Origin of the sequence: Endozoicomonas sp. GU-1 (assembly GCF_027366395.1) — a bacterium.
Classification (GTDB): domain Bacteria; phylum Pseudomonadota; class Gammaproteobacteria; order Pseudomonadales; family Endozoicomonadaceae; genus Endozoicomonas.
On record NZ_CP114771.1, the window covers coordinates 346,598 to 368,110 of the forward strand.

General features: G+C 50.5%; 17 protein-coding genes. All 17 read left to right on the forward strand.

Going from position 1 to position 21,513, the window contains the following annotated elements:
* The 17 genes from frr (at position 1) to O3276_RS01730 (ending at position 21,508) form a co-directional block, all read left to right on the forward strand.
* Positions 1 to 558 carry a ribosome recycling factor gene (frr, locus tag O3276_RS01655; RefSeq protein ID WP_209200164.1) on the forward strand — a complete coding sequence of 186 codons (558 nt, stop codon included), beginning with the start codon at positions 1 to 3 and terminating at the stop codon, positions 556 to 558.
* Positions 559 to 754: 196 nt separating this feature from the next.
* Positions 755 to 1,534, forward strand: coding sequence for a polyprenyl diphosphate synthase (gene uppS, locus O3276_RS01660; protein WP_269674071.1), 780 nt, complete (start codon positions 755 to 757; stop codon positions 1,532 to 1,534).
* The gene (locus tag O3276_RS01665; RefSeq protein WP_269674072.1) at positions 1,528 to 2,334 is read left to right on the forward strand and encodes a phosphatidate cytidylyltransferase; all 807 of its coding nucleotides are present in this window, start codon (positions 1,528 to 1,530) and stop codon (positions 2,332 to 2,334) included. Before uppS ends, O3276_RS01665 begins: the two co-directional genes overlap by 7 nt.
* 3 nt (positions 2,335 to 2,337) lie before the next feature.
* Positions 2,338 to 3,552: a 1-deoxy-D-xylulose-5-phosphate reductoisomerase gene (ispC, locus tag O3276_RS01670; protein ID WP_269674073.1), complete on the forward strand. Its 1,215-nt coding sequence runs from the start codon at positions 2,338 to 2,340 to the stop codon at positions 3,550 to 3,552.
* Entirely contained in the window at positions 3,549 to 4,829 is a 1,281-nt protein-coding gene (gene rseP / locus O3276_RS01675; protein WP_332328167.1) for an RIP metalloprotease RseP, read from the forward strand. Before ispC ends, rseP begins: the two co-directional genes overlap by 4 nt.
* Position 4,830: 1 nt before the next feature.
* Positions 4,831 to 4,953: a hypothetical protein gene (locus O3276_RS25375; protein ID WP_332328168.1), complete on the forward strand. Its 123-nt coding sequence runs from the start codon at positions 4,831 to 4,833 to the stop codon at positions 4,951 to 4,953.
* A 103-nt stretch (positions 4,954 to 5,056) separates the two neighbouring features.
* Positions 5,057 to 7,372 carry an outer membrane protein assembly factor BamA gene (gene bamA, locus O3276_RS01680; protein WP_269674074.1) on the forward strand — a complete coding sequence of 772 codons (2,316 nt, stop codon included), beginning with the start codon at positions 5,057 to 5,059 and terminating at the stop codon, positions 7,370 to 7,372.
* Positions 7,373 to 7,472: 100 nt separating this feature from the next.
* Positions 7,473 to 7,982 carry an OmpH/Skp family outer membrane protein gene (locus O3276_RS01685; protein WP_269674075.1) on the forward strand — a complete coding sequence of 170 codons (510 nt, stop codon included), beginning with the start codon at positions 7,473 to 7,475 and terminating at the stop codon, positions 7,980 to 7,982.
* A 6-nt stretch (positions 7,983 to 7,988) separates the two neighbouring features.
* Complete coding sequence (gene lpxD, locus O3276_RS01690) at positions 7,989 to 9,008, forward strand: UDP-3-O-(3-hydroxymyristoyl)glucosamine N-acyltransferase (protein ID WP_269674076.1); 1,020 nt, start codon at positions 7,989 to 7,991, stop codon at positions 9,006 to 9,008.
* A gap of 99 nt (positions 9,009 to 9,107) precedes the next feature.
* A complete protein-coding gene (fabZ, locus tag O3276_RS01695; protein WP_269674077.1) occupies positions 9,108 to 9,548 on the forward strand; it encodes a 3-hydroxyacyl-ACP dehydratase FabZ in 441 nt (146 codons plus the stop codon).
* Between the two features lie 71 nt (positions 9,549 to 9,619).
* Positions 9,620 to 10,402, forward strand: coding sequence for an acyl-ACP--UDP-N-acetylglucosamine O-acyltransferase (lpxA, locus tag O3276_RS01700; protein WP_269675921.1), 783 nt, complete (start codon positions 9,620 to 9,622; stop codon positions 10,400 to 10,402).
* Positions 10,402 to 11,592, forward strand: coding sequence for a lipid-A-disaccharide synthase (gene lpxB / locus O3276_RS01705; RefSeq protein ID WP_269675922.1), 1,191 nt, complete (start codon positions 10,402 to 10,404; stop codon positions 11,590 to 11,592). Before lpxA ends, lpxB begins: the two co-directional genes overlap by 1 nt.
* A complete protein-coding gene (gene rnhB / locus O3276_RS01710; protein WP_269674078.1) occupies positions 11,589 to 12,206 on the forward strand; it encodes a ribonuclease HII in 618 nt (205 codons plus the stop codon). Before lpxB ends, rnhB begins: the two co-directional genes overlap by 4 nt.
* A gap of 491 nt (positions 12,207 to 12,697) precedes the next feature.
* On the forward strand, positions 12,698 to 13,102 hold the full coding sequence (locus O3276_RS01715; RefSeq protein ID WP_269674079.1) for a hypothetical protein: 405 nt from the start codon (positions 12,698 to 12,700) through the stop codon (positions 13,100 to 13,102).
* A gap of 588 nt (positions 13,103 to 13,690) precedes the next feature.
* Positions 13,691 to 18,412, forward strand: a complete 4,722-nt coding sequence (locus tag O3276_RS01720; RefSeq protein ID WP_269674080.1) for an AAA family ATPase — start codon at positions 13,691 to 13,693, stop codon at positions 18,410 to 18,412.
* Complete coding sequence (locus O3276_RS01725) at positions 18,351 to 20,069, forward strand: transglutaminase-like domain-containing protein (RefSeq protein ID WP_269674081.1); 1,719 nt, start codon at positions 18,351 to 18,353, stop codon at positions 20,067 to 20,069. The genes O3276_RS01720 and O3276_RS01725 overlap by 62 nt, the downstream gene beginning before the upstream one ends.
* Positions 20,063 to 21,508 carry a hypothetical protein gene (locus O3276_RS01730; RefSeq protein ID WP_269674082.1) on the forward strand — a complete coding sequence of 482 codons (1,446 nt, stop codon included), beginning with the start codon at positions 20,063 to 20,065 and terminating at the stop codon, positions 21,506 to 21,508. Before O3276_RS01725 ends, O3276_RS01730 begins: the two co-directional genes overlap by 7 nt.
* Positions 21,509 to 21,513 lie beyond the last annotated feature (5 nt).

The following is a 21,513-nucleotide window of genomic DNA, read 5'->3' on the forward strand; positions in this document are numbered from 1 at the left end:
ATGATCAATGAGATTAAAGATGATGCCAAAGAGCGTATGGGCAAAACCATTGAATCGTTGACGGTTGCCTTCAACAAGATTCGTACCGGTCGCGCCCATCCAAGTCTTCTGGATGGCATTAAGGTGTCTTACTACGGCTCAGAAACACCGCTGAGCCAGATGGCTAACATTTCTGTTGAAGACGGTCGTACGCTGGCTGTACGTGTCTGGGAAAGACAGATTGTGCCTGATGTTGAAAAGGCGATTCTGAAGTCTGACCTGGGGCTGAACCCATCGACTGCCGGTGAAGTTATTCGTATTCCTCTGCCACCGCTGACCGAAGAGACCCGTAAGGGCTATATTCGTCAGGCGCGTCAGGATGCGGAGAATGCCCGCATTGCCATCCGCAATATCCGCCGTGATGCTCTGGCTGATATTAAAGAGCTGGAAAAGGAAAAAGAGATCAGTGAAGACGACGAGCGTCGTGGTCAGGATGATGTCCAGAAGCTGACTGATCAGTTTATTGCTGAAGTTGATAAAAATCTTTCTGTTAAGGAAGAAGATTTAATGGCGATCTAATGGCTGACTGTACTGGATTGCAGTTATTGCCCTTGTCTGGCTGGCGTCAGACAGAATCCTGCTGGTAATGACGGCAATATTTCAGGCGTCAGTTGTCTTTTGATACTTTGTGGGCGCTTGCTTTTTACGGCGGGCTCCTGCAAGGTTCTACTGTTACACTTTTTTTTACCTGCCAATTTTCAGATCGTCTTAATCCATGGCCAATACATCGTTACAGGGAAAAAGCGGCATTCAGGGAGTTCCGCCAGAGAGGCTGCCGCGCCATGTGGCTATTATTCTTGATGGGAACAACCGCTGGGCCAAACGGAAACACCTGCCCGGGCTCGCCGGACACCGCGCGGGTGTTAACCGGGTTCGTGAAGTGGTTGAAGCCTGCGATGAACAGGGTGTTGAAGTGCTCACGCTGTTTGCGTTCAGCAGCGAGAACTGGAATCGGCCGGTCATTGAAGTCAATGGCCTGATGCGCCTGTTCCTGGGAGTTCTCAAGCGAGAGGCTCGTCGGATGAAGAAAAATCGCATCCGGCTGAAGGTCATTGGCGACATTACCCGATTCAGTCCTGAAATTCAGAAATATATTCAAGAAGTAGAAACGCTCACTGCCAATGATTATTCAGTGACCCTGGTCATTGCTGCCAACTATGGTGGCAGGTGGGATATCGCTTCTGCTGCGAGGCTACTGGCTGAAAAAGTGGCGCGTGGTGAGCTTGATGCTAAAAATATTGATGAGTTTGCCATTGAACAGCATCTCAGTACGTCGGGTTTGCCTGCCCCTGATCTATTGATTCGTACCAGTGGTGAACAGCGAATCAGTAACTTTCTATTGTGGCAATGTGCTTACAGTGAGTTTTATTTTACCGACACCCTGTGGCCGGATTTTGGCCGTAATGAATTACAGCAGGCCCTGCTGAGCTACGCCCGTCGGCAGCGACGGTTTGGCAAAACCAGCGAGCAAGTGGAGGCTGAAACACTGTGCTGAAAGAAAGAATCATAACTGCTGTCATATTAGCGCCAGTGGCGCTGGCAGGCGTTTTTTTATTACCTTTAACCGGTTTTGGCTTTTTTATTGCTGCGATTATTATGTTAGCGGCTTGGGAATGGGCAAACCTTGCCGGTTTTGAACAGCGATCTGTACGTTTGTTCTATACGCTGGCTATTGGTGTTTTTTGTGCTCTGACACTTTTTTTACCTTCTTCTCTGATTCTTGGTCTGGCTGTTGTCTGGTGGCTGGTCGCCTTTATTCTCGTCGGGCAATATCCCAAGAGCGCGCGCTGGCTTGAGAATAAGCCCCTGAGATTATTGATGGGGGCGCTGACTCTGGTGCCGCCATGGCTTGGTCTTTATGAACTCAAACAAATGCCAGACTCTGCCTGGTTGGTTGTTACCCTTCTGGTGATGGTCTGGGGGGCAGACTGCGGTGCTTATTTTGCTGGCAAGCGTTTTGGCAGAACAAAACTGATTGAGCGGGTCAGCCCGAAAAAGACGATGGAGGGACTGGTCGGCGGCCTACTGGTCTCAATGCTGATTTCAAGTCTGGTGACGTTATTCGCCAGTATCAGCTTTTTTCAGGGAGTGTTGTTGTTGATTCTGACCATACTGACTGTTCTGGTTTCCGTTCTGGGTGACCTCTGGGAAAGTGTCTTGAAGCGTCACCGCGGCGTTAAGGACAGTGGAAGCCTGCTGCCAGGTCACGGTGGTGTGCTTGATCGAATTGATAGCCTGACGGCTGCCGTGCCGATATTTACTCTTTTTGTCATGATAACCAGGGGTGTATTTTAGGTCATGACTGCATCATGTTCTCAATCCGGCAGACAGCGGGTTTGTGTGTTGGGTTCCACCGGGTCCATTGGCAAAAGTACTTTGGATGTGATCGCGCGGAACCCGGATCAATACACCGTGCATTCTTTAGTCGCCGGCAGAAACGCAGACGTTATGCTGGAGCAGGCCCGTCAGTTTCGCCCGCAATATATCGTTATGGCGGACCAACAGGCGGCCAATAAACTCAGGGCAGATCTTCACTCTGAAGGTTTGCGCATTTCTGTCGAATCCGGCCTGGATGCCATGAACCAGGTGGCGGCGGATGGCGATGTTGACGTGGTTATGGCGGCCATTGTAGGTGCTGCGGGGCTGCCGCCCACCATGGCTGCGGTTCGTGCCGGAAAAAAAATACTGCTGGCGAACAAGGAAACGCTGGTGATGACCGGTGCCTTGTTCATGGATGCGGTTAAGACATCTGGTTCTGTTCTTCTTCCTATCGATAGTGAACATAACGCCATTTTTCAGTGCCTGCCTGCTGATCACCAAAGGGGGCTCGAGCGGGTGGGGGTCAGACGAATATTGCTGACCGCTTCCGGCGGTCCATTCCGACAGTCTCCGGTAGAAAGTTTTGCCGCTGTGACGCCTGAACAGGCCTGTGCCCATCCAAACTGGTGTATGGGGCGTAAAATTTCCGTAGACTCTGCCACGATGATGAATAAAGGGCTTGAGTTTATTGAAGCCTGCTGGTTGTTTGATGCCCGTCCTGAGCAGGTGGAGGTGGTGATTCATCCGCAAAGCATCATCCACTCAATGGTGGATTATGAGGATGGCTCGGTACTTGCCCAGATGGGGAATCCGGACATGAGAACGCCCATTGCCCATGCCCTGGCATGGCCGGGAAGAATAACATCCGGTGTTGCTCCCCTGTCTCTGACCGAGATTGCCAGACTGGATTTCTATGCGCCGGACATGATGCGTTACCGATGTCTGAAGCTGGCCCAGGACGTAGCGCGCAGCGGTGGTACCGCGGCGGCTATGCTCAATGCTGCCAATGAAATTGCCGTTGATGCATTTCTGGAACGCAAACTGCGTTTTGATCGCATACCTGAAGTCATTAATGCCACATTGCAGACCTTACCGGTCATGCATGCCGGCGACATGGATCAAGTGCTGGAAGCTGACAGGGAAGCCCGCTATCTGGCCCGGAAACAGGTTTCACAAATGCAGGGTGTTGCATGATTTTTGAATCGCTCTTGTCGGAGATTGCTGGCTCAGCACAGACCATTTTTGCTTTTGTAGTAACCCTTGGAATACTGGTGAGTATTCACGAGTATGGTCACTTCTGGGTGGCTCGCCGTTGTGGTGTCAAAGTGCTTCGTTTCTCCGTGGGCTTTGGCAAGTCATTATGGCGCTGGACTGATCGTCACGGTACTGAATTCAGTATTGCAGCAATACCGCTGGGTGGCTATGTCAAGATGCTGGATGAGAGGGAAGGGCCGGTACCCGAAAATGAACAGCACCTTTCCTTTAATAGTAAGCCCGTCCTTGCCCGGATTGCCATTGTCGCTGCCGGGCCTGTTGCCAACTTTCTGCTGGCCATTTTTGCCCTCTGGCTCATGTATATGGTGGGGGTTCGTACCCTGATGCCTCGGGTTGGCGAAGTGATTCCCGATTCTCCATCTGCCGTTGCCGGTATTCACCCCGGTGATGAAATTGTTGCTGTGAACGGTGTGGAAACACCGGGCTGGCAGGCCGTGAACATGGAGCTGCTGTCTTTCATTGGTGAGAGTAGAAATCTTGATGTCTCTATCCGGGCAGGTGAGCCCGGAGAGACCTCAGAGGGGGCTGTCCGGGATAAGAATATCGTGATAGTTGACTGGCTGGTTAATGAGGAGCAGCCCAATCCTGTGCGTTCCCTGGGTATTGTGCCGTACTCTCCTGTTATCCCTGCGGTCATTGGTCAGCTATCGGACGATGGGGCGGCAGCAAGAGATGGTCTGGAGTCGGGTGATAAAATCCTGCAGGTTAATGGCGAAACCGTCATTGACTGGATGCACTTTGTTGAACTGATTCGTGACAATGCCGGTCAAACTCTGCAATTGCTGGTTGAGCGGGATGGCGTCAGTCAGGAAATGCCGTTGACCCCGGGCAGTCGATCCACTGACGGGGTGACAACCGGTTTTATCGGTGCAGGTGTCCAACAGGTTTCCTGGCCAGAAACCATGATTCGCCATTTACAGTTTGGGCCGATTGATTCGCTGGTAAAAGGTGCCCAGGCGACCTGGTCACTGACCAGCATGACCCTGGAATCCCTCTGGAAGATGGTTGTCGGGCTGGTTTCCGTGAAAAACTTGAGCGGTCCGATAACCATTGCTAAAGTGGCTGGCGCGTCGCTTGAGTCCGGGTTGGAAAATTTTCTCTATTTTCTGGCCATGTTGAGCGTCAGCCTGGGGGTGTTGAACCTGCTCCCCCATACCCGTGCTGGATGGCGGTCATCTGCTTTTCTACCTCGTTGAAATGGTCAGGGGCAAGCCGCTTTCCGAGAAAACCCAGACACTGGGTTTGAAAATCGGGGTAACCTTGGTTGTCGGAGTGATGATGCTGGCCATGTATAACGACCTGAGCCGACTCCTCCAATGAAAGAAAAGCACTTTGCGCTCTGCGCGTCATGAATAGCGATGTGGAAATTGAAGAGCATGTTTTTCACGTTAATGCGAAATGAACACGGATAAGAACGGATTCCATGAAGCGATCACTGTTGTCTCTGCTGATTGGCTCTTTAGCCATCGCGCCTGCTGCCCAGGCCTTCGTCGTCTCAGATATCCGGATTGATGGCCTTCAACGGGTTTCAGCCGGGACAGTTTTTAATGCCCTGCCGGTTGAGGTGGGCGATGATATTGAATCACCGGATATCGCCGGGGCCGCCCGGGCGCTCTATCAAACCGGGTATTTCAATGATATTCGTATGGCCCGTGAAGGTGATGTTCTGGTAGTTGCCGTGGTTGAGCGACCCTCCATCAGCGGAATTGAGATCAAGGGCAATAAGGCGATCAAGACGGAAGATCTGATAACCGGCCTGGAGCGGTCCGGTCTGGCGGAAGGTGAGATTTTCCAGCAGGCCACCCTGGAAGCGATCCGTCTTGAGCTTGAGCGTCAATACGTTGCCCAGGGGCGATACGGTGCCAGGATCACCGCCGATGTTGAAGCGCAGCCCCGTAACCGGGTGAAGTTGCGCATCAATGTCAAGGAAGGCAAGGTGGCGACCATACAGCATGTTAATGTTGTGGGTAATACGGCCTTCCCCAGGGATGAACTGATTGACCTGTTTGAGCTGCAAAAAACCGAGTGGTATCAATTCTTCAGTTCTGCGGATAAATACTCCCGGGAGAAACTGTCCGGTGACCTGGAGCGCTTGCGGTCATGGTACCTGGACCGGGGTTATATCAACTTCAATATTACCTCCACCCAGGTTTCTATCAGCCCTGACAAGCAGAGTGTGTACATTACGGTCAACGTTGCTGAGGGTGATAAGTACACAGTCAGTGACGTTAAGCTGGCCGGTGATCTGGTGATTCCCGAAGACGAGGCAAAAAAGCTGCTGCTGGCCCAGCCGGAGCAGGTGTTCTCCCGCAGACTGATTACTACCACGGAAGAGATTCTGAGCCGTCGCCTTGGCAACGAAGGGTATACCTTTGCCAATGTGACCGGCATTCCCAAACCAGACCATGACAACAAAACCGTTGAGTTGACCTTCTTTGTTGATCCGGGCCGCAGGGCGTATGTCCGACGGATTAACTTCTCCGGAAATACCAAGACCGATGATGAGGTGCTGCGTCGGGAAATGCGCCAGATGGAGGGTGCATCTGCCAATACCCAGAAGATTGAGCAGTCCAAGGTGCGGCTTGAGCGTCTGGGGTATTTCAAGGAAGTCAATGTTGAAACGCCGCCGGTGCCGGGAACCAGCGATCAGATTGATGTTAATTACACCGTAGAAGAGCAGCCTTCCGGCAGTGTTACGGCCAGTATCGGTTTCTCCCAGTCTGATGGTCTGTTGCTCGGTGGCTCGGTCAGCCAGAATAACTTCCTGGGAACCGGCAACAAGGTCACCGTTGGTTTGAACAAGAGTGATGTCAGCCAGCTCTACAATTTCAGTTTTATGGATCCCTATTACACCATTGACGGTGTATCCCGTGGTTATGATATTTACTATCGGACCTACGATTACAGTGATTCGGACATCTCCAGTTATGCGGCTGACACTTTTGGCGGTAACGTTCGTTTCGGGTATCCATTGTCTGAAACAGAGTCCATTAATTTCAGTCTTGGGGTGGATGGTACGGAAATTACCACCGGTTCCGGCACTCCCCGGGTTATCCTGGATTATCTGGATGAAGAAGGGCGCAAGTTTACCAATATCAAGGCGTCACTGGGCTGGTCGCAGTCAGAGTTGAACCGTGGGCTGCTGCCAACGGCGGGTTATTCCCAGAGTTTGTCGCTGTCTGCCGCGATGCCGGGCTCAACCACTACGTTTTATAAGCTGGTGTATCGAGGTCAGTACTTCCAGCCCATTACCCGCAGTCTGACGGCGCGTTTTGCCACTCGCCTGGGTTATGGCGGTGCCTATGGCAGTACTTCTGAAATGCCGTTCTTTGAGAACTTTTATGCCGGTGGTTTTGGTTCTGTCAGGGGTTACAATGATAACTCCCTTGGACCCAAGGCTGCGCAACGGGATAACGGCGATGACTTCAACAGCATGGGGGGTGATGTGCTGCTTGAGGGTACGGTTGAAGTGCTATTCCCGTTGCCTTTTGTCAAGGATCAGCGTTCATTAAGGACCAGCGTGTTCTTTGACTACGGTAATGTGTTTGATACGAGCTGCAGCTCACAGGTGGTCGATTGCTACAAGCCGGACCTGGGCGAGCTGCGTTACAGTGCTGGTGTGGGCCTGACCTGGATTACCCCCCTTGGCCCGCTGACTTTCAGTCTGGCTAAGGCTCTGAATGCCAAAGGCAGGGATGAAACCCAGACCTTCCAGTTCTCTCTGGGGACTCCATTCTAAGCAAATCCCTCTTGAAAGAGGGTATTTTACGTAATTAAAAGGTGCTATCAGGCACCTTTTCTTTATAATGCCTCTTTTTACCGTTTTCAGGAGATTTATTTTGAAATCCATCAGACTGGCATTCCTGGCCCTGATTATGTTGGCCCCCCTGGCCAATGCAGCCACTACTGGCAGTAAAGTGGGTGTGCTTGATACGGTGATGGTGTTAAGTGAATCCGATGCGGGCAAACAATACGCCAAAAAGTCTGAAGCCAAGTTCAAGCCTCAGTTGACTGCTCTGCAGAAGCTGGAGAGCGACGTTCGTAATATGCAGGAAAAGCTGCAGAAAGATGGCCCGACTTTGAGCGCCGAGCAATTGAAAGTTCGTCAGCTGGAGTTACAACGCAAGTATGAAGACTGGCAACTGAAAGGACGTCAGTATCAGACTGAAAGGGCAGAAGCGGATAATGCAGAGCGTGAAAAGCTGCGGCCAAAACTGCAGACTGCCATTGATACGGTTATTAGTGAATTAAAGCTGGACCTGGTCATTGATCGTCAGATGGCCATCTATGGCAGTCCGGGTATTGATATCACTCGCAAGGTCATTGAAAGCCTCAACCAGATGAAGTAATGAATCATGACTGTTGTTTATACTTTGTCCCAACTGGCAGAACAGTGTGGTGCCCGGCTGCAGGGAGATGGGGATAAGCAGGTCTCAGGTCTGAATACCCTTCAGGATGCCGGGGGGCATGAGTTAAGCTTTCTGGCTAATCCGGCCTATGCCCGATATCTGGAAACTACTCAGGCCGGTGCGGTTATTCTCTGCCCGGATTCCGCCAGTGGCTTTGCCGGCAATGCCCTGGTTCTTGATAACCCATATCTGGGTTATGCCCGGCTCTCCTCCCTGTTCGATACTGACCGTGGTGGCAATGCAGGTATCCACCCCAGTGCCGTGGTTGATGAGACCGCTGTTGTGGATGCGACTGCTGCCATTGGTGCCAACGTTGTTATTGAGGCAGGCGTTCAGATTGCCGCCGGTGTTCGCATTGATGCCGGTACCGTGGTGGGGCACGACTCCGTGCTTGGTGCCGATGTCCACCTCCATCGCAATGTTACGGTTTGCCACGGTGTCACCATCGGTGATCGGACCATCATTCACTCTGGAGCGGTGATTGGTGGTGATGGTTTTGGTAATGCACATGCGGATGGCCGCTGGTACAAAATCGCCCAGATAGGTGGTGTGGTGATCGGCAGTGATGTTGAAATTGGCAACAACACCTGTATTGACCGTGGTGCTCTTGGTAATACGGAAATACACAGTGGAGTTCGCCTCGATAACCTGATTCAGATTGCTCACAATGTGGTAATCGGCGAGAACACAGCTATTGCGTCCGGTGTCGGTATTTCCGGAAGTACAAAGATTGGTAAAAACTGTACTATTGCCGGAGCCGCCGGTTTTGCCGGTCATCTGACCATTGCTGATGGGACGTTTATCAGTGGCATGGCCATGATTACGCGCTCAATTACCAGGGCTGGTTCCTACTCTTCCGGTACTGGTTTTATGGAGAGTCGTGAGTGGCGGAAAAACGTGGTTCGTTTCCGGCAACTGGATGATCTGGCCAGGCGGGTTAAACAGCTGGAGAAGCAGTGCGACTGATATAAGTACACTGAAACCTGGCTGTTACCAGGGTAAGAATTTTTACGGTAAAGAAAAGGCTGGTTGTCCAGCCTTTTTCTGTTATAGAGTTTAAGGTGAATGAGACGAATTGAGGTAATTAAGGAGATCCTGCCCCATCGGTATCCTTTTCTGCTGGTGGATCGGGTTCTTCATGTGGATACAGAAAATGGCTCCATCGAATGTCTTAAAAATGTATCCAGTAATGAGCCGCATTTTAATGGCCATTTCCCACAGCATCCGGTGATGCCGGGGGTATTGATTATTGAAGCGATGGCTCAGTCAGCAGGTATCCTTGGTTATCACATTCGCAAGACGGATGGCGACACAATCTATTTTTTTGCCGGGGTTGATAAGGTGCGTTTTCGCAAACCGGTGGTTCCCGGTGATCAGCTGATTCTCCGGGCAACACTGTTGGCGCTGAAACGGGATATCTGGAAATTTGCCTGTGAGGCGGTGGTTGATGGTAATATTGTCTGCTCTGCAGAAGTTACGTGTGCAAGAAAGGAAATAAAATCTTGAGCGACACACTCTCCGTTACTGATTCTGAAGCTGCCGGGGCGGTTGAAGCCATTAGCCCGTTGCAAGCCGATATTCATCCAACCGCCAAAGTTCATCCGTCAGCTATTGTCGAACCGGGTGCCCGTATTGGTGAAGATGTTGAAGTTGGGCCATGGACTTATATTGGGTCCGGTGTTGAAGTGGGTATGGGTAGCCGTATTCACTCCCATGTAGTGATCAAGGGCCCGACGGTGATCGGGAAAAATAACCGTATTTTCCAGTTTTCCAGTGTTGGTGAAGAGTGTCAGGATAAAAAATACGCTGGTGAACTCACTCGCCTGGTGATTGGCGATAACAATATTATCCGTGAAGGCTGTACCATCCATCGTGGCACCATTCAGGATCAATGGCTGACTGCTATTGGCAGTAACAATTTGCTGATGGCCTATGTGCATGTGGCCCATGACTGTGTTATAGGCGACAACTGTATCATTGCCAACAATGTGGCACTTGCCGGTCATGTGATGGTTGGCGATAGTGCCATCCTGGGCGGTTACACGACGGTGCATCAGTTCTGCAAGATTGGTGCCTTCAGTATGAGTGCTGCCCATACGGCACTGTTCAAAGATGTGCCGGCATTTATCATGTCCAGTGGTAATCCTGCTGAAGCCCATGGTATGAACTTTGAAGGCATGCGTCGTCGGGGATTTACGCCTGAACTGATCAGCAAGCTGAGACAGTGCTATAAGATCATTTACCGTCAGGGGTTGAGAACGGCTGAAGCGATTGATCGTCTCGAGAGTATGGAGCCGTTGCCGGAAATTCAACTGCTGATTGACTCTCTGAAATCATCAAGTCGTGGTATTACCCGGTGATGCAGTCGGCTGTTTCCTCTCCGGGATTATCATTACGTGTTGCATTGGTTGCAGGAGAAGCCTCAGGGGATATTCTCGGGGCCGGGCTGATCCGGGAGATCAAACGACATTATCCGGATGCTTACTGCTATGGTATTGGCGGTCCCCTGATGCAGTCAGAGGGTTTTGACAGCGTGTTCCCCATGGAGCGGTTATCGGTGATGGGGCTGGTTGAGGTTCTCGGGCGTTTGCGAGAACTGCTGGGTATTCGCAAACAGTTGCGGGAGCGACTGATTGCCGATCAGCCCGATGTGTTTATTGGTATTGATGCCCCTGATTTTAATCTGGCGCTTGAACGCAGGCTGAAAGCGGCCGGTATTCCAACCGTGCATTATGTCAGCCCCCAGGTATGGGCATGGCGTGAAGGTCGTCTGAAAAAAATCCGCCACTCCGTAGACCACATGCTGGCGCTGCTCCCGTTTGAAGCGGACTATTACCGGGATCATGGTGTACCTGTGACCTTCGTTGGTCACCCCCTGGCTGACCAGATTTCCATGAATCCGGATCAAGACGCAGCCAGACATACCCTGGGTGTCAGTCATGGTGGTGGGCCGGTGATCGGGCTCTTGCCAGGCAGCCGCAAACCAGAGATCGCCAAACTTGGTCAACTATTTCTTGAGACCGCCCGCCTGCTCAGGAAAGACTTCCCGGATGCCCGCTTTTTAATTCCCTGTGCCAATGAGCGACGAAAAAAGCAACTTCTACCCATTGTCCGTGAGTTTCCGGATCTGGACGTAACGGTCTATGATGGTCAGGCACAATCGGTTATGGCCGCCTCGGATGCGATTCTGATCGCTTCGGGAACCGCTGTTCTTGAGGCTGCACTGCATAAAAAGCCGCTGGTTGTCAGTTATAAAATGGCACCGCTCAGTTTTGCCATTATCAGCCGGATGGTTAAGGTCAAATATGTCTCACTGCCCAATCTTCTGGCCGACAAAGAGCTGGTACCTGAAATGTTACAGGACGATGCGACCCCTGAAAATCTCCGGGTTTTGATCAAGAAGGCCATTGAAGATCAGGCGTACAGAGATACTCTGAAACAGTCTTTTAAGGAGATTCACCACCAACTGAAGCAGGATGCCTGCAGGCTGGCCTATGAAGCGGTGATGTCAGTTATTCAGCAGACCAGGCAGCGGGTAGAGAGTCAATGAAGCAAAATCAATTTGACTGGTGTGACGCCAGTGACACAGGCATTATTGTTGCCGGTGTTGATGAAGTGGGCAGAGGTCCACTGTGTGGCCCGGTGATTGCTGCTGCTGTCATTCTGGATCCTGCTCGCCCGATTGAAGGTCTGAATGATTCCAAAAAACTGTCAGAGAAAAAGCGAGAGGCACTTTTTGACGTTATTTGTCATAACGCCCTGGCCTGGTCACTGGGCAGGGCTGAAGTAGCAGAGATTGATGAACTGAATATTCTCCATGCCACCATGCTGGCAATGCAGCGTGCCGTTGCGGGATTGTCGGTCAGGCCCGAACTGGCTTATATCGATGGTAACCGTTGTCCAGCGCTTTCCTGTCGTGCTGAAGCCATTGTAAAAGGCGATAGTCGTGTTCCTGAGATTGCTGCCGCTTCCATTATTGCCAAGGTGACCCGCGACCGGGAAATGTTGCTTATGGACAGGGAGTGGCCGGGTTATGGCATCGCAGGGCATAAAGGTTATCCTACTAAAGTCCACCTTGAAGCATTAAAAAAGCTGGGGCCAGCTCCCGTCCATCGTCGTTCCTTCAAGCCGGTTCGGGAGCTCCTGGCTGATGTGGTCAGTTGACATAAAAAGCAACGGACGCAACAAGCCCTGCCAGGAGGCTGACCGGGAATAGCGTCCGTCTAGGCGACCCCGTAGCGAGGATGGCAGAAAATTGAGGATAATAATTTCGTTTTGTGAGGTGAATAGCGGGGCTATTTGCCGAACAAAACGGAATTTTTAGACCAATTTGCTGCCACCGCAGTAGGGCAGTTAACTGCCATGTCTGCTGTGACCAAGCGGTGATAATTCTGAAGGAACTTTTTCTAAATAACTTACTCTAATAAAACACTCACAAACACTGAGTATTTTAACCATTTCTGAAAACAAGAACCAAGAACCAATAATATGGTCCAGAAAAGCGTTAATACCCGTTCATCCTGAGTTTGTCGAAGGATGGTGCCACCGTACTTAGACAAGCTCAGTACGAACGGTATGGGTATCAACGTTTAGCTGCACTGGAGCTTTGTTGTTTCAGAAATAAACAATCTTGATTTATAAGAATGAATATGAATATGACTGGTATTACTCAATTTAAACCTTTTCCGCCTGTGACCAAACAGCCACAACCACCCGTGACCAAACAGCCACAACCAGAGGTACATCCAATTTCAGACTATACCCTTAATTGTGACTCCAGAGTTAAAAAAGATGCTGTCACGATTGCAGGCTTTATCGCGGGGGGGACCAGTTTAGCCACTGTTATTAGCGGTGCTCTTTCCGGCTGGAAACTTGTTGCAGTTATCGCTAGCGCCCTGCCTGTTTGTGTTGCCAGCACTGCCGCTGCTACCTACGTCTGTGTCTGCATAGATGACTGCCCGTGCTGTAAGCCGCTTCCGGAGCGACAGGTCGAGCACGCCAACCCGGGTTACCTGAGCGATGAGGAGCAGTACATAACTCCTGGTGCAGAAAAGCGTTAATATCCGTATACCCCGCTTCAGTACAAATGGTATGGATATCAACGCAACCCGCGACTGCATGGATGCAGGAGCTAAAGCAACGCATGAGCAGTTGCCGTGCAGGACAGTCTTAAGGCAGCCTACTGGCATTGAGAACCTGTTAATCGTGTGATTGAAATATTCCCAGTCGTAAGCTCCCCCTTCAGGTTCCGATCGTGAACTACCTTTTAAATCGAATATCGATCCACTGGGCTTTATCAACACATAGCCTGAACTAACCCGGATATTTCATAAACGTGCTCCCGCTCTCACTTGTCCTTTGTCGCTCTAAGGGAGTTTTGATCGGTCGACCGTACTCCCCGGTACGGCGCTCCCTCACAAAATCCCTTAGAGCGACAAAGTCCTGCGCGAGATTCGGGGCAGTTTATGAAATACCCGGGCTAAACCGTGGTCAGCTATTTGTGTTCTAAACTACCTGACAATTTTCAGTTCTAACGCAGTATTTCTTGAAAGGTGTCATTTCTGATACCGGGTGTTTTTTTCTGTAAAGAATAGTTCAGCAGTCTGTAATCCAAAAAGAACCTGAAGGTTAATGGAGTGGTGGGATCTATGAACATTCAAAATAGTGGAAACAATGTACAATTGGCATCAGAGCGTAACTTGTCGGCCAAAAAGGCAAAATTGAAGCAGCCGTTAAAGCCAGTGGATATGTGCGTTGAAGTACAATCCAGGCTGCATTTAACGTTACCCCGGATTCCGCTGTCTGACAATGCGAGAACTGTATGCTTACAGGTTTCACCAAACCTGAGGTTTGCACATTCCTTTGATTTTCGTTTTGTCGCTAATAATAATCAGGTTCGACATCTTTTATCTGCGCAAACCCATGATGAGCAGCAAGACGTAGTCATTCTTTCTCATCCGGATGATCTCTCGCAGGGGAACCTGCTCAGCCGCTTGAGTATTTCCGGGACCGGTCATCACTCTCTGAAACCGGGCAAGCTATTTGAAAATAATGAGCCTTTGACCCTGGTTATCGATATCCGAATGCTCACCAGTGACGAGCTGCCAAAACTTAATGATTTGCTGGATCCGGATAATCCTTGTCTGTTTGACCAGGTCACTCAGAAAAAACGTGCTCTGGGTGAACATGTTTCGCTGCTGGTATTGGCCAGTCATGAGCAGTTGGCGATGGTGGGGAAAAGTGACGAAGCACCGGGTGCGGATTTCTGGCGACGCATTAATCGACCGGGCAATACCTGGCAGTTTGACGCAGACAATGGCAATCACCAGACAATGGACATCGGTGATGTGCCACCGATATTGGCTGAACTCTCCCCGGGCAGTGCTATGGATGATGGCAATACCGTTATTATCCACTGTCATTTGCACAGTAATTGGCGACAGCTGTTTTTTGGTGGACCCGGGGTGGATAAGCAGGGGCGTATCCGGCACCTGCCAGGCAAATTTGAGCAATTGGAAACCGGGCAGCGGGTGATTCTTAAAGGAGCCGACTGGAATAATCTGGCATTTGAACAGACCATTCGCCAACTGTTGGCGCAAAGGCGTTATGAGAGCAACGGTGCGGTCTGTACGCTGCCAGAAGATATTCAGTTTTACCGGATGCCGGTGGGAGATGACGAGCTGCTATCGCTGTTGCAAATCATGGCTAACTCTGGGGATGCAAGACTTGCCAGTAATGAGCCACAAAACCCATTGATTATTAACCATGGCAATATTATGGAATGGTTGGGGCCAATCAGTATCGGGCAGGAGGGTTTTGCGGTTCCTAACACCAGCTTGCTGGACCAGATGAAGGCCGGTGACGTGGTGACAGTCACTTCACCTCTCAGTGAAGCGCGCTGGTTTCTTTTGCTGGGTGCACTGCAGAATATCCAGCAGACCACAGGGGTAAAACCGAAGCTTCAGGTTGCTCATTCACAGCGGCAACCGCAATCACTTGGGCTGACAGAAAAAGCCGGGCAACCCGAACTGGCCAGCAGTATTGGCGGTAAAGATAATAACGGGGATCACGCCCCCGTTAACACAGTGACTTATCAGCACAGTGCCCAGGCAAATCATTGGATTAATGGCCATCAGGAAATTCCCCTGGTGATACAGATCAATAACCAGACCGGCTTCAGCCAGTTGTTTGACAATATCTTTGTCACTTCGGAGCAAAAGGCGTATTTTGGCCGCTGTCAGAGCGGCTTGCAGGCAGCTTTGACCACGGGCAAGCCAGTTGTATTCCGGGGGCTGGAGAGCAATCCAAAGCTTCAGCAGCTGCTTGAGCCCCTGGTATCTGGACAACCCCTGCTGGTTAACGGCATATTACAGGCTTACCCGAAAGCCTGTATCACAGTACTCTGGCCTGAGCTTGCCCAAAGCCCATCCCCGGTATGGAGCGCAATGATCGCCGCTGCAGAGTTGTGTCCACCGGTAGATATCTGGAATATCACCGCCGAACATCATGGTATGTCCCGGACTGAACTCCCGGAACAGGCGCTCAGGCAACTCTGCGAAGCTTTTAAAACCGTACCTGCCACCCTTTGTCATCCATTGCCTGAAATCACAGAAGGGCTGTTGAATAACCTGATATTGGCTGCCCGGCGGGCACAGCAGGTTGACCATGCACCGCAGCTGCAACCCTGCCATTGGCGCAAAGCCATCGATAGCGTATTCAGCCATGGCACCCGTCAGAATCGATCAGTTCGTGATTTTATGAAGGTGGCTTGCAGACAGCTATTGCCGGATACAGCGCAAACTGCCTGGGTGGATCCTGATCGTTTGAATGCTGTCATTAACAGTGCCCAGCCGTTGGACAGGAGTTTTGTCCGCCTCAATGTGTGGCAACTGGCCAGGGCTTTTGGCCCGACTGTATTTGAACAACTGAACCTGTCCTATGAATATCCATTTCAAGCGTGCATGTCCAACGAATGTATGGATTGCCTCTGTGCCTTGATTGTCGCGCAAACGCCCCGGATGCAGCGAAGTTCGGTGGCTTTTCAGCTGCAGGTTGACCCACGGCAGGCAGAGCAGTACCAACAGTTAGCAATCAGGCCACAACATCAGATCAGGCGGTTGGAAGATGCGCTGGCTTCTGGCTGGCAGTTACGTCCACATTCAGCACAGACTCGATCTGATGCCATTCATACTCTGGCGATGGATTGTTATCGTGTTAGCCAGGAGAGAGTGTCCAGAAATAGTGACCCAGAGCGTATTTCACGCCTGGAGCATCTATTGGTGCAATCACTTGAATGGCAGGGTTGCGCTCAGGCTCCACTTCAGGCGCTGGCCCATGATCTTTATTACGGTTCGGTTGACCAGAAGGATCGGGAACTTCGTCGTTTATCCAGGCTGCATGACCGGCTTGAGGATTCCCCCGTCATTTTCCTGCAGGGAGAAACCGGGACTGGTAAAAGTTATTTCGCCGCCAAAACTGCCGAGGCGTCCGGATTGGCTTCGCTGATTTCTCTGGGCCCCTGCGACAGCGAACAGACCCTGATGAAACGCTGGCAATGGCGGGAACATACCGGCTCTGGGGCTGGTGGTGACCGTTATATGGCATTACAAGAACGGGCGTTACTGGAGTGGGCCAATACTCAACCCGCTGCTGCAGGTCATTATATTACAGTGGTTCTGGATGAGGCCAATCTGGCCAATACCGGATTGCAGGCTTCACTGAATGGTTTATGGGAACCGGCACCGTGCATCTATGTTAACGGTCACCCGGTCAAGGTGACTGCTCAGCACCGAGTGATTTTGACCGGTAACCCGGGCCATTACGCCGGGCGCCAATTAGACCCTGTGCTGAAGGAGAAACTGTCCGGGGCATACTACCTTCCCTTAAATCGGGCTTTTCTCCGGGACCGGGTGGTTGAACCTGCTCTGCTCAGGCAGTTACAACGGTATTTGCCAGAACCGCAAACAGACGACATTGTACGCAGCGCCAGTGACCGTGTGATGGTGCTTTGGCAATATTATCCGGAATTGCTGCCGGAACATGAGTTTACCCCCAGGGATTTGACCGATATCTGCAGCTGGGTGGGTTGGTATCTGGATCGTGCATTAGCCAATAGGCACAGACAGGGCAGCGTTACCCGTGAGCAGGTGGATGGGTTGATCTTGCAGAGTTTTCAGGATGTACTGGGCTCAGAAATTCCCGGGGTGAGTCAGGATGCCAGGACAGCACTGGAACTCTGGTTTTCTGCCCGTGACCAGGTAGACAACACTTTGAGAGACCTGGTACATAATCAGGTCCTGGAGGTTATACGTAACACTTTTATCCGGGCGACGTTACAAACCCGGCCTGAGTTTGATACCTCCGGATCAGCGGTCAGTGAATTGGTGCAACGGCTTGGTCAGGATTTAAGCCGATGTCAGCAGGCGCATCATCACGTCAGAAAACATCATGGTCGTCAGGCTACCCTGATTGAAGGCCCCGCCGGGCGGGGTAAGGATGTCACCCTGAACCTGTTGCTTGAAAGCTTCAAACAGCAGGTTGCACAGCGGGGAGAATCCATGCCGGAGGTATTTTATTGCAATGCCGGGGATTGTTCCTGGGACAGAGTGTGCGAAGCCATCCAGCGGGCGAAAGTCAATGGCGGCATCGTAGTCATTTCTGAATTGAATCTGATTGATAGCCAGCACCTGGAGGGGAAACTTAATGCTATTCTGGCCGGTGATGCTCATCCGGGTTTCCACCTGTTTGCCACCACCAATCCTCCCCGGTACAGTGGCCGGAAACCGTTATCGCCAGCGCTCAAAGGACGTTTCCGCTATTTGCCCATCCGACAATATAATCCGGCGGAACTGCTGGCCATTGTTGAAAAAGTGTTGCCACAAACGCCAGAGGGAAAGTCCGCAGCTGCATTGTTGACACAGTGGCACTGTCAACTGAGGGCCTGTTTGCAACAGCAAGGCCTGCCCTTGCAGCCCACCGGCCTGGATTTACAAAAGCTGGCCAGGGCCGTCATTAAAGACGGAGACTTTACCGAAAATGCGCTCCGTCAACACATCAATCATCACTATCAGCTTTATTTTATCGCGGTCAGGGCAACCCTGGAGAAATTGCCAGAATTATCGGCTGTACCCATTGGCCAGTGGGGGATTGATCCTGTACTTTGCAATTGGTTTCACCACACCAGGGCTGGCTCTGATCGCCCCTGGTTGATACGTCGCAGCAATCTCAACCATATTGATGAACAGCACCGTGAAATACACATCAAGGCTGACCTGAGTGATGCAGAGGCCCGAACGGAAATCATCAGGCGTGTGGCTCAGGCCCAATGGCTGGCTTCGGGTCTCTCCCCCGAAACCGAAAGATGCGGATGATATTCTGACCCAGACTCTTTATCGATACTGGCAGCACTGCTGGTTTGATCACAGGTTTAATCAGACTGGGGTGGAGGCAAATACTGTTTTTACCCTGACGGATGCCCAAAAGCAAACCCTGGAAATGTCCACTAACCAGCCATACTTCCGGGAAGCTGACAAACAGATAAGTGCATGGGATGCCAACAAGGTTTTTTTGTGGCCTGCCTTTTGGCAGAAAATTTCACGGATACTATCAAACCCCGTCAGACACTATTCCTGCAGTGGCAGAAAAAGGTCAGATTCTCCCAGTTCCGACGCAGAAGCGATGGCCCATAAACTGACAAAAACTGGTGGACAATATCCTGGTGCTGTTTCAGTAAAATATCCTGGTGCTGTTTCAGTAAATAGTGGCGATACACACAACGCTCCGGGAAAGCCACTCTCTGAAGCAGCTCAATCTGCACCACGGGAAAATGGCAAAACAGAGGCTGCCACTATCTGTGCAAACGATACCCTGCCTCTTGATAATCAGGCAGAACTACCCGCCAAAACGACTCATTATCTGGATGTTGATACCGCTTATGAACACAGAGCGTTACGTCAGTTGGTGATGAGAAAGATTTTTGCCTCTCGTGAAAGTCCCGGGATGTATCGCCTGGAGGTCTTTGATGTGGCTTTGAATAATCAGGGTAATGTTGAACTACGAAGTTTTAGCCCCGGGGCGCACGGTCTTGAGCTGGTGTTTCCCGCCACTCTGCCTGATGGAGAAGTAACCCTGGGCAGAGAGCAGAGTCTGGGTGTTCATTGCCTGCGGGTACACAAGGATAAGTATTTTTACCTGCCAGGTCTGAACCCGGATGAAACTATCCGGGCTTTGCGAATAAAACCGTCTCTGGATTACCGGTTGATAAAAGACAGGTATACAGGCCTTCACATGGTGCTTTTTTCAAATGTCGGGGATGATCAGGAAGTAACAGTTAATTACGTTGTAGAAAAAAGAGTGACAGAAAGTTCGTGTGAAAAAACATCGGTCGACACGTTGGATTTATTGCAGCAATCTGGCGACGCGAGGTTAGACTGCACTGTTTCTGAACCCATGAAATTACAATTAACTGAATTCTTTAACGGCTTCGCAGCAGCTGATATGGCAGAGAATCAAAAGGAACAGATTCGTTGTATTCAGTCGGCAAAGATCCTGAAAGATCGTATTGCTGCAATAGCAGAGTACTGCAAAAATTTTAAGGGCTCAGAGAAATATGAAAGTGGCGAAGGTTTTTTTCGCTTTCTGCTGTGGCGTCAACAGGGCAAGTGTCAACACAGAACGCCCATATTTGTGGCGCTCTGCCGCTATTTTGGAATTCCTGCACGCGCAGTAAGCGGTAATTACCACCTATATCCGGAGTATTCACTGGATGGCGGAATGAGCTGGAAGTCAGAGGATCTCGGAGGCGCTCCTGCACAGGTAAAACGAATCGAACCTGGCTTTCAGCCTTTCCGGCAGGGAAGTGGTTCCAGCACCGAGTCAAGAATATTAAGGCGTTTCTGGAAAGTGCTGATCCAGAGCAACTGCAGCGCCTTGCCAAAGCTTATGGTCGGAGTGTCGAAGATCTGCACAAAGCTCTTGAGGCAGGCTGTGCATTACCAAATAAAACGCCAGGTACCAGCGAGGTGGTAAGAAGGCTATGGGAAGGCAAAGACTTAACCGGTTTTTCTCTGGGAGTCTCAATCCTGGTAAAGAAAGAGACACTGAACTTTGAGGAATATCGGTTGATTGGCAAGGTGCTTTGTAGGCATACCGATACCTACTATAAACCGATGTCTGAGGCGGTGATTCAAATATTGTCCAGCAGTAGTGAAGATCAGGTGACCGGACTGCTCAAGGCGCTCTACTCAAAAACGATTGTTCACAACCGTTCTGGAGATCATGACGATTGGCTGGGTTCAATGGTGGATATACTGACAGAGAGTAATTTAGCCCACCCCCCAGTCATTCATTTTGCCGTTGAAGCATTCAAGGCGGGTTGGCTAAGACCCCCGCAAAGTTACCCTAGCCATATTATTCCAGCTGGTAAGTATCATGACCTGATGGTACGTCTGGAAACTGTCAAGGAATTGAAGGCTCAGACCGTCAGTTACCTGGAACATTGGTATAAAGCATTGCTGACTCCGTTGGGGAATAGCCAGAATTGGCTGAGTCTTTACGATTGGGAACTGAAAGGAAACGATCATTTTTTCGTAACCCAAAGCTTTAATGGGGTTTCGCCATTCCTGGAAGAAAAAATCGACTGTTCGTTTTTACAGTTGTCCTGGACGAACAACCCTGAGGGCATTCCGGACATTGAGCGAATGTTGGTGCGAAAACCCGCTTTTCCACAATTTAACGCCAGTAAGACTGGCATTCGCCCGGTTATTATACTGGGTAAGCCTGAGTGGGCCTACACAGTTATCGCGGATGAAGTAGAAGCCCATTATTCATCAGAACCATGGCAGGTTATGGAAAAAAACTTCAGATTTAATCTGACAAATGATCAATATCACGCTGAAGTTTCTAAAGTATCCGGAAAACATACTAATAAAACTCACAGGACTGTTCGTCTGCCAGCGAAGCGAGAAGGTAGTCGAGATCAAAAAGAGTCTGAAGAGATTAATAAAAAAACCAAGGAAATCTGGGCCAGGTACATGCCAATTATAAATTCCCTCCGTGTGTCTGGTAATGACCGTTCAAGTGTCCCTGAAACTGTCGTTAAACAGGCTATTTACCAGGCATTCATTTATTACCTGTATCATATGACAAAAACCAGGGGCAGTCGTTTAACTTATTGTTTTCTGGAGGCCTATGTCGGACGCAGATATTCCAACAGATATGGTGCCCATGAGGTATCCTCACCGGAAGAGCTGTATGCCATGATGATTAAAACACAGAATAATTCTGCTCTTGAAAGATCTGTTAAGGCCCGTTATCTGAGGCAGGCACACAACTCGGGCAATGCGCTGGTGCTTAAATCTGAGGAATTAACCACCATTGCCAGGGAATTCCTGAATACGGTAAATTTTAAGTCGATTTATGAGTCACTGCTAAATGCTCGGGATCCTGTCGGATTTAAGCGCCCGTAGTGAGG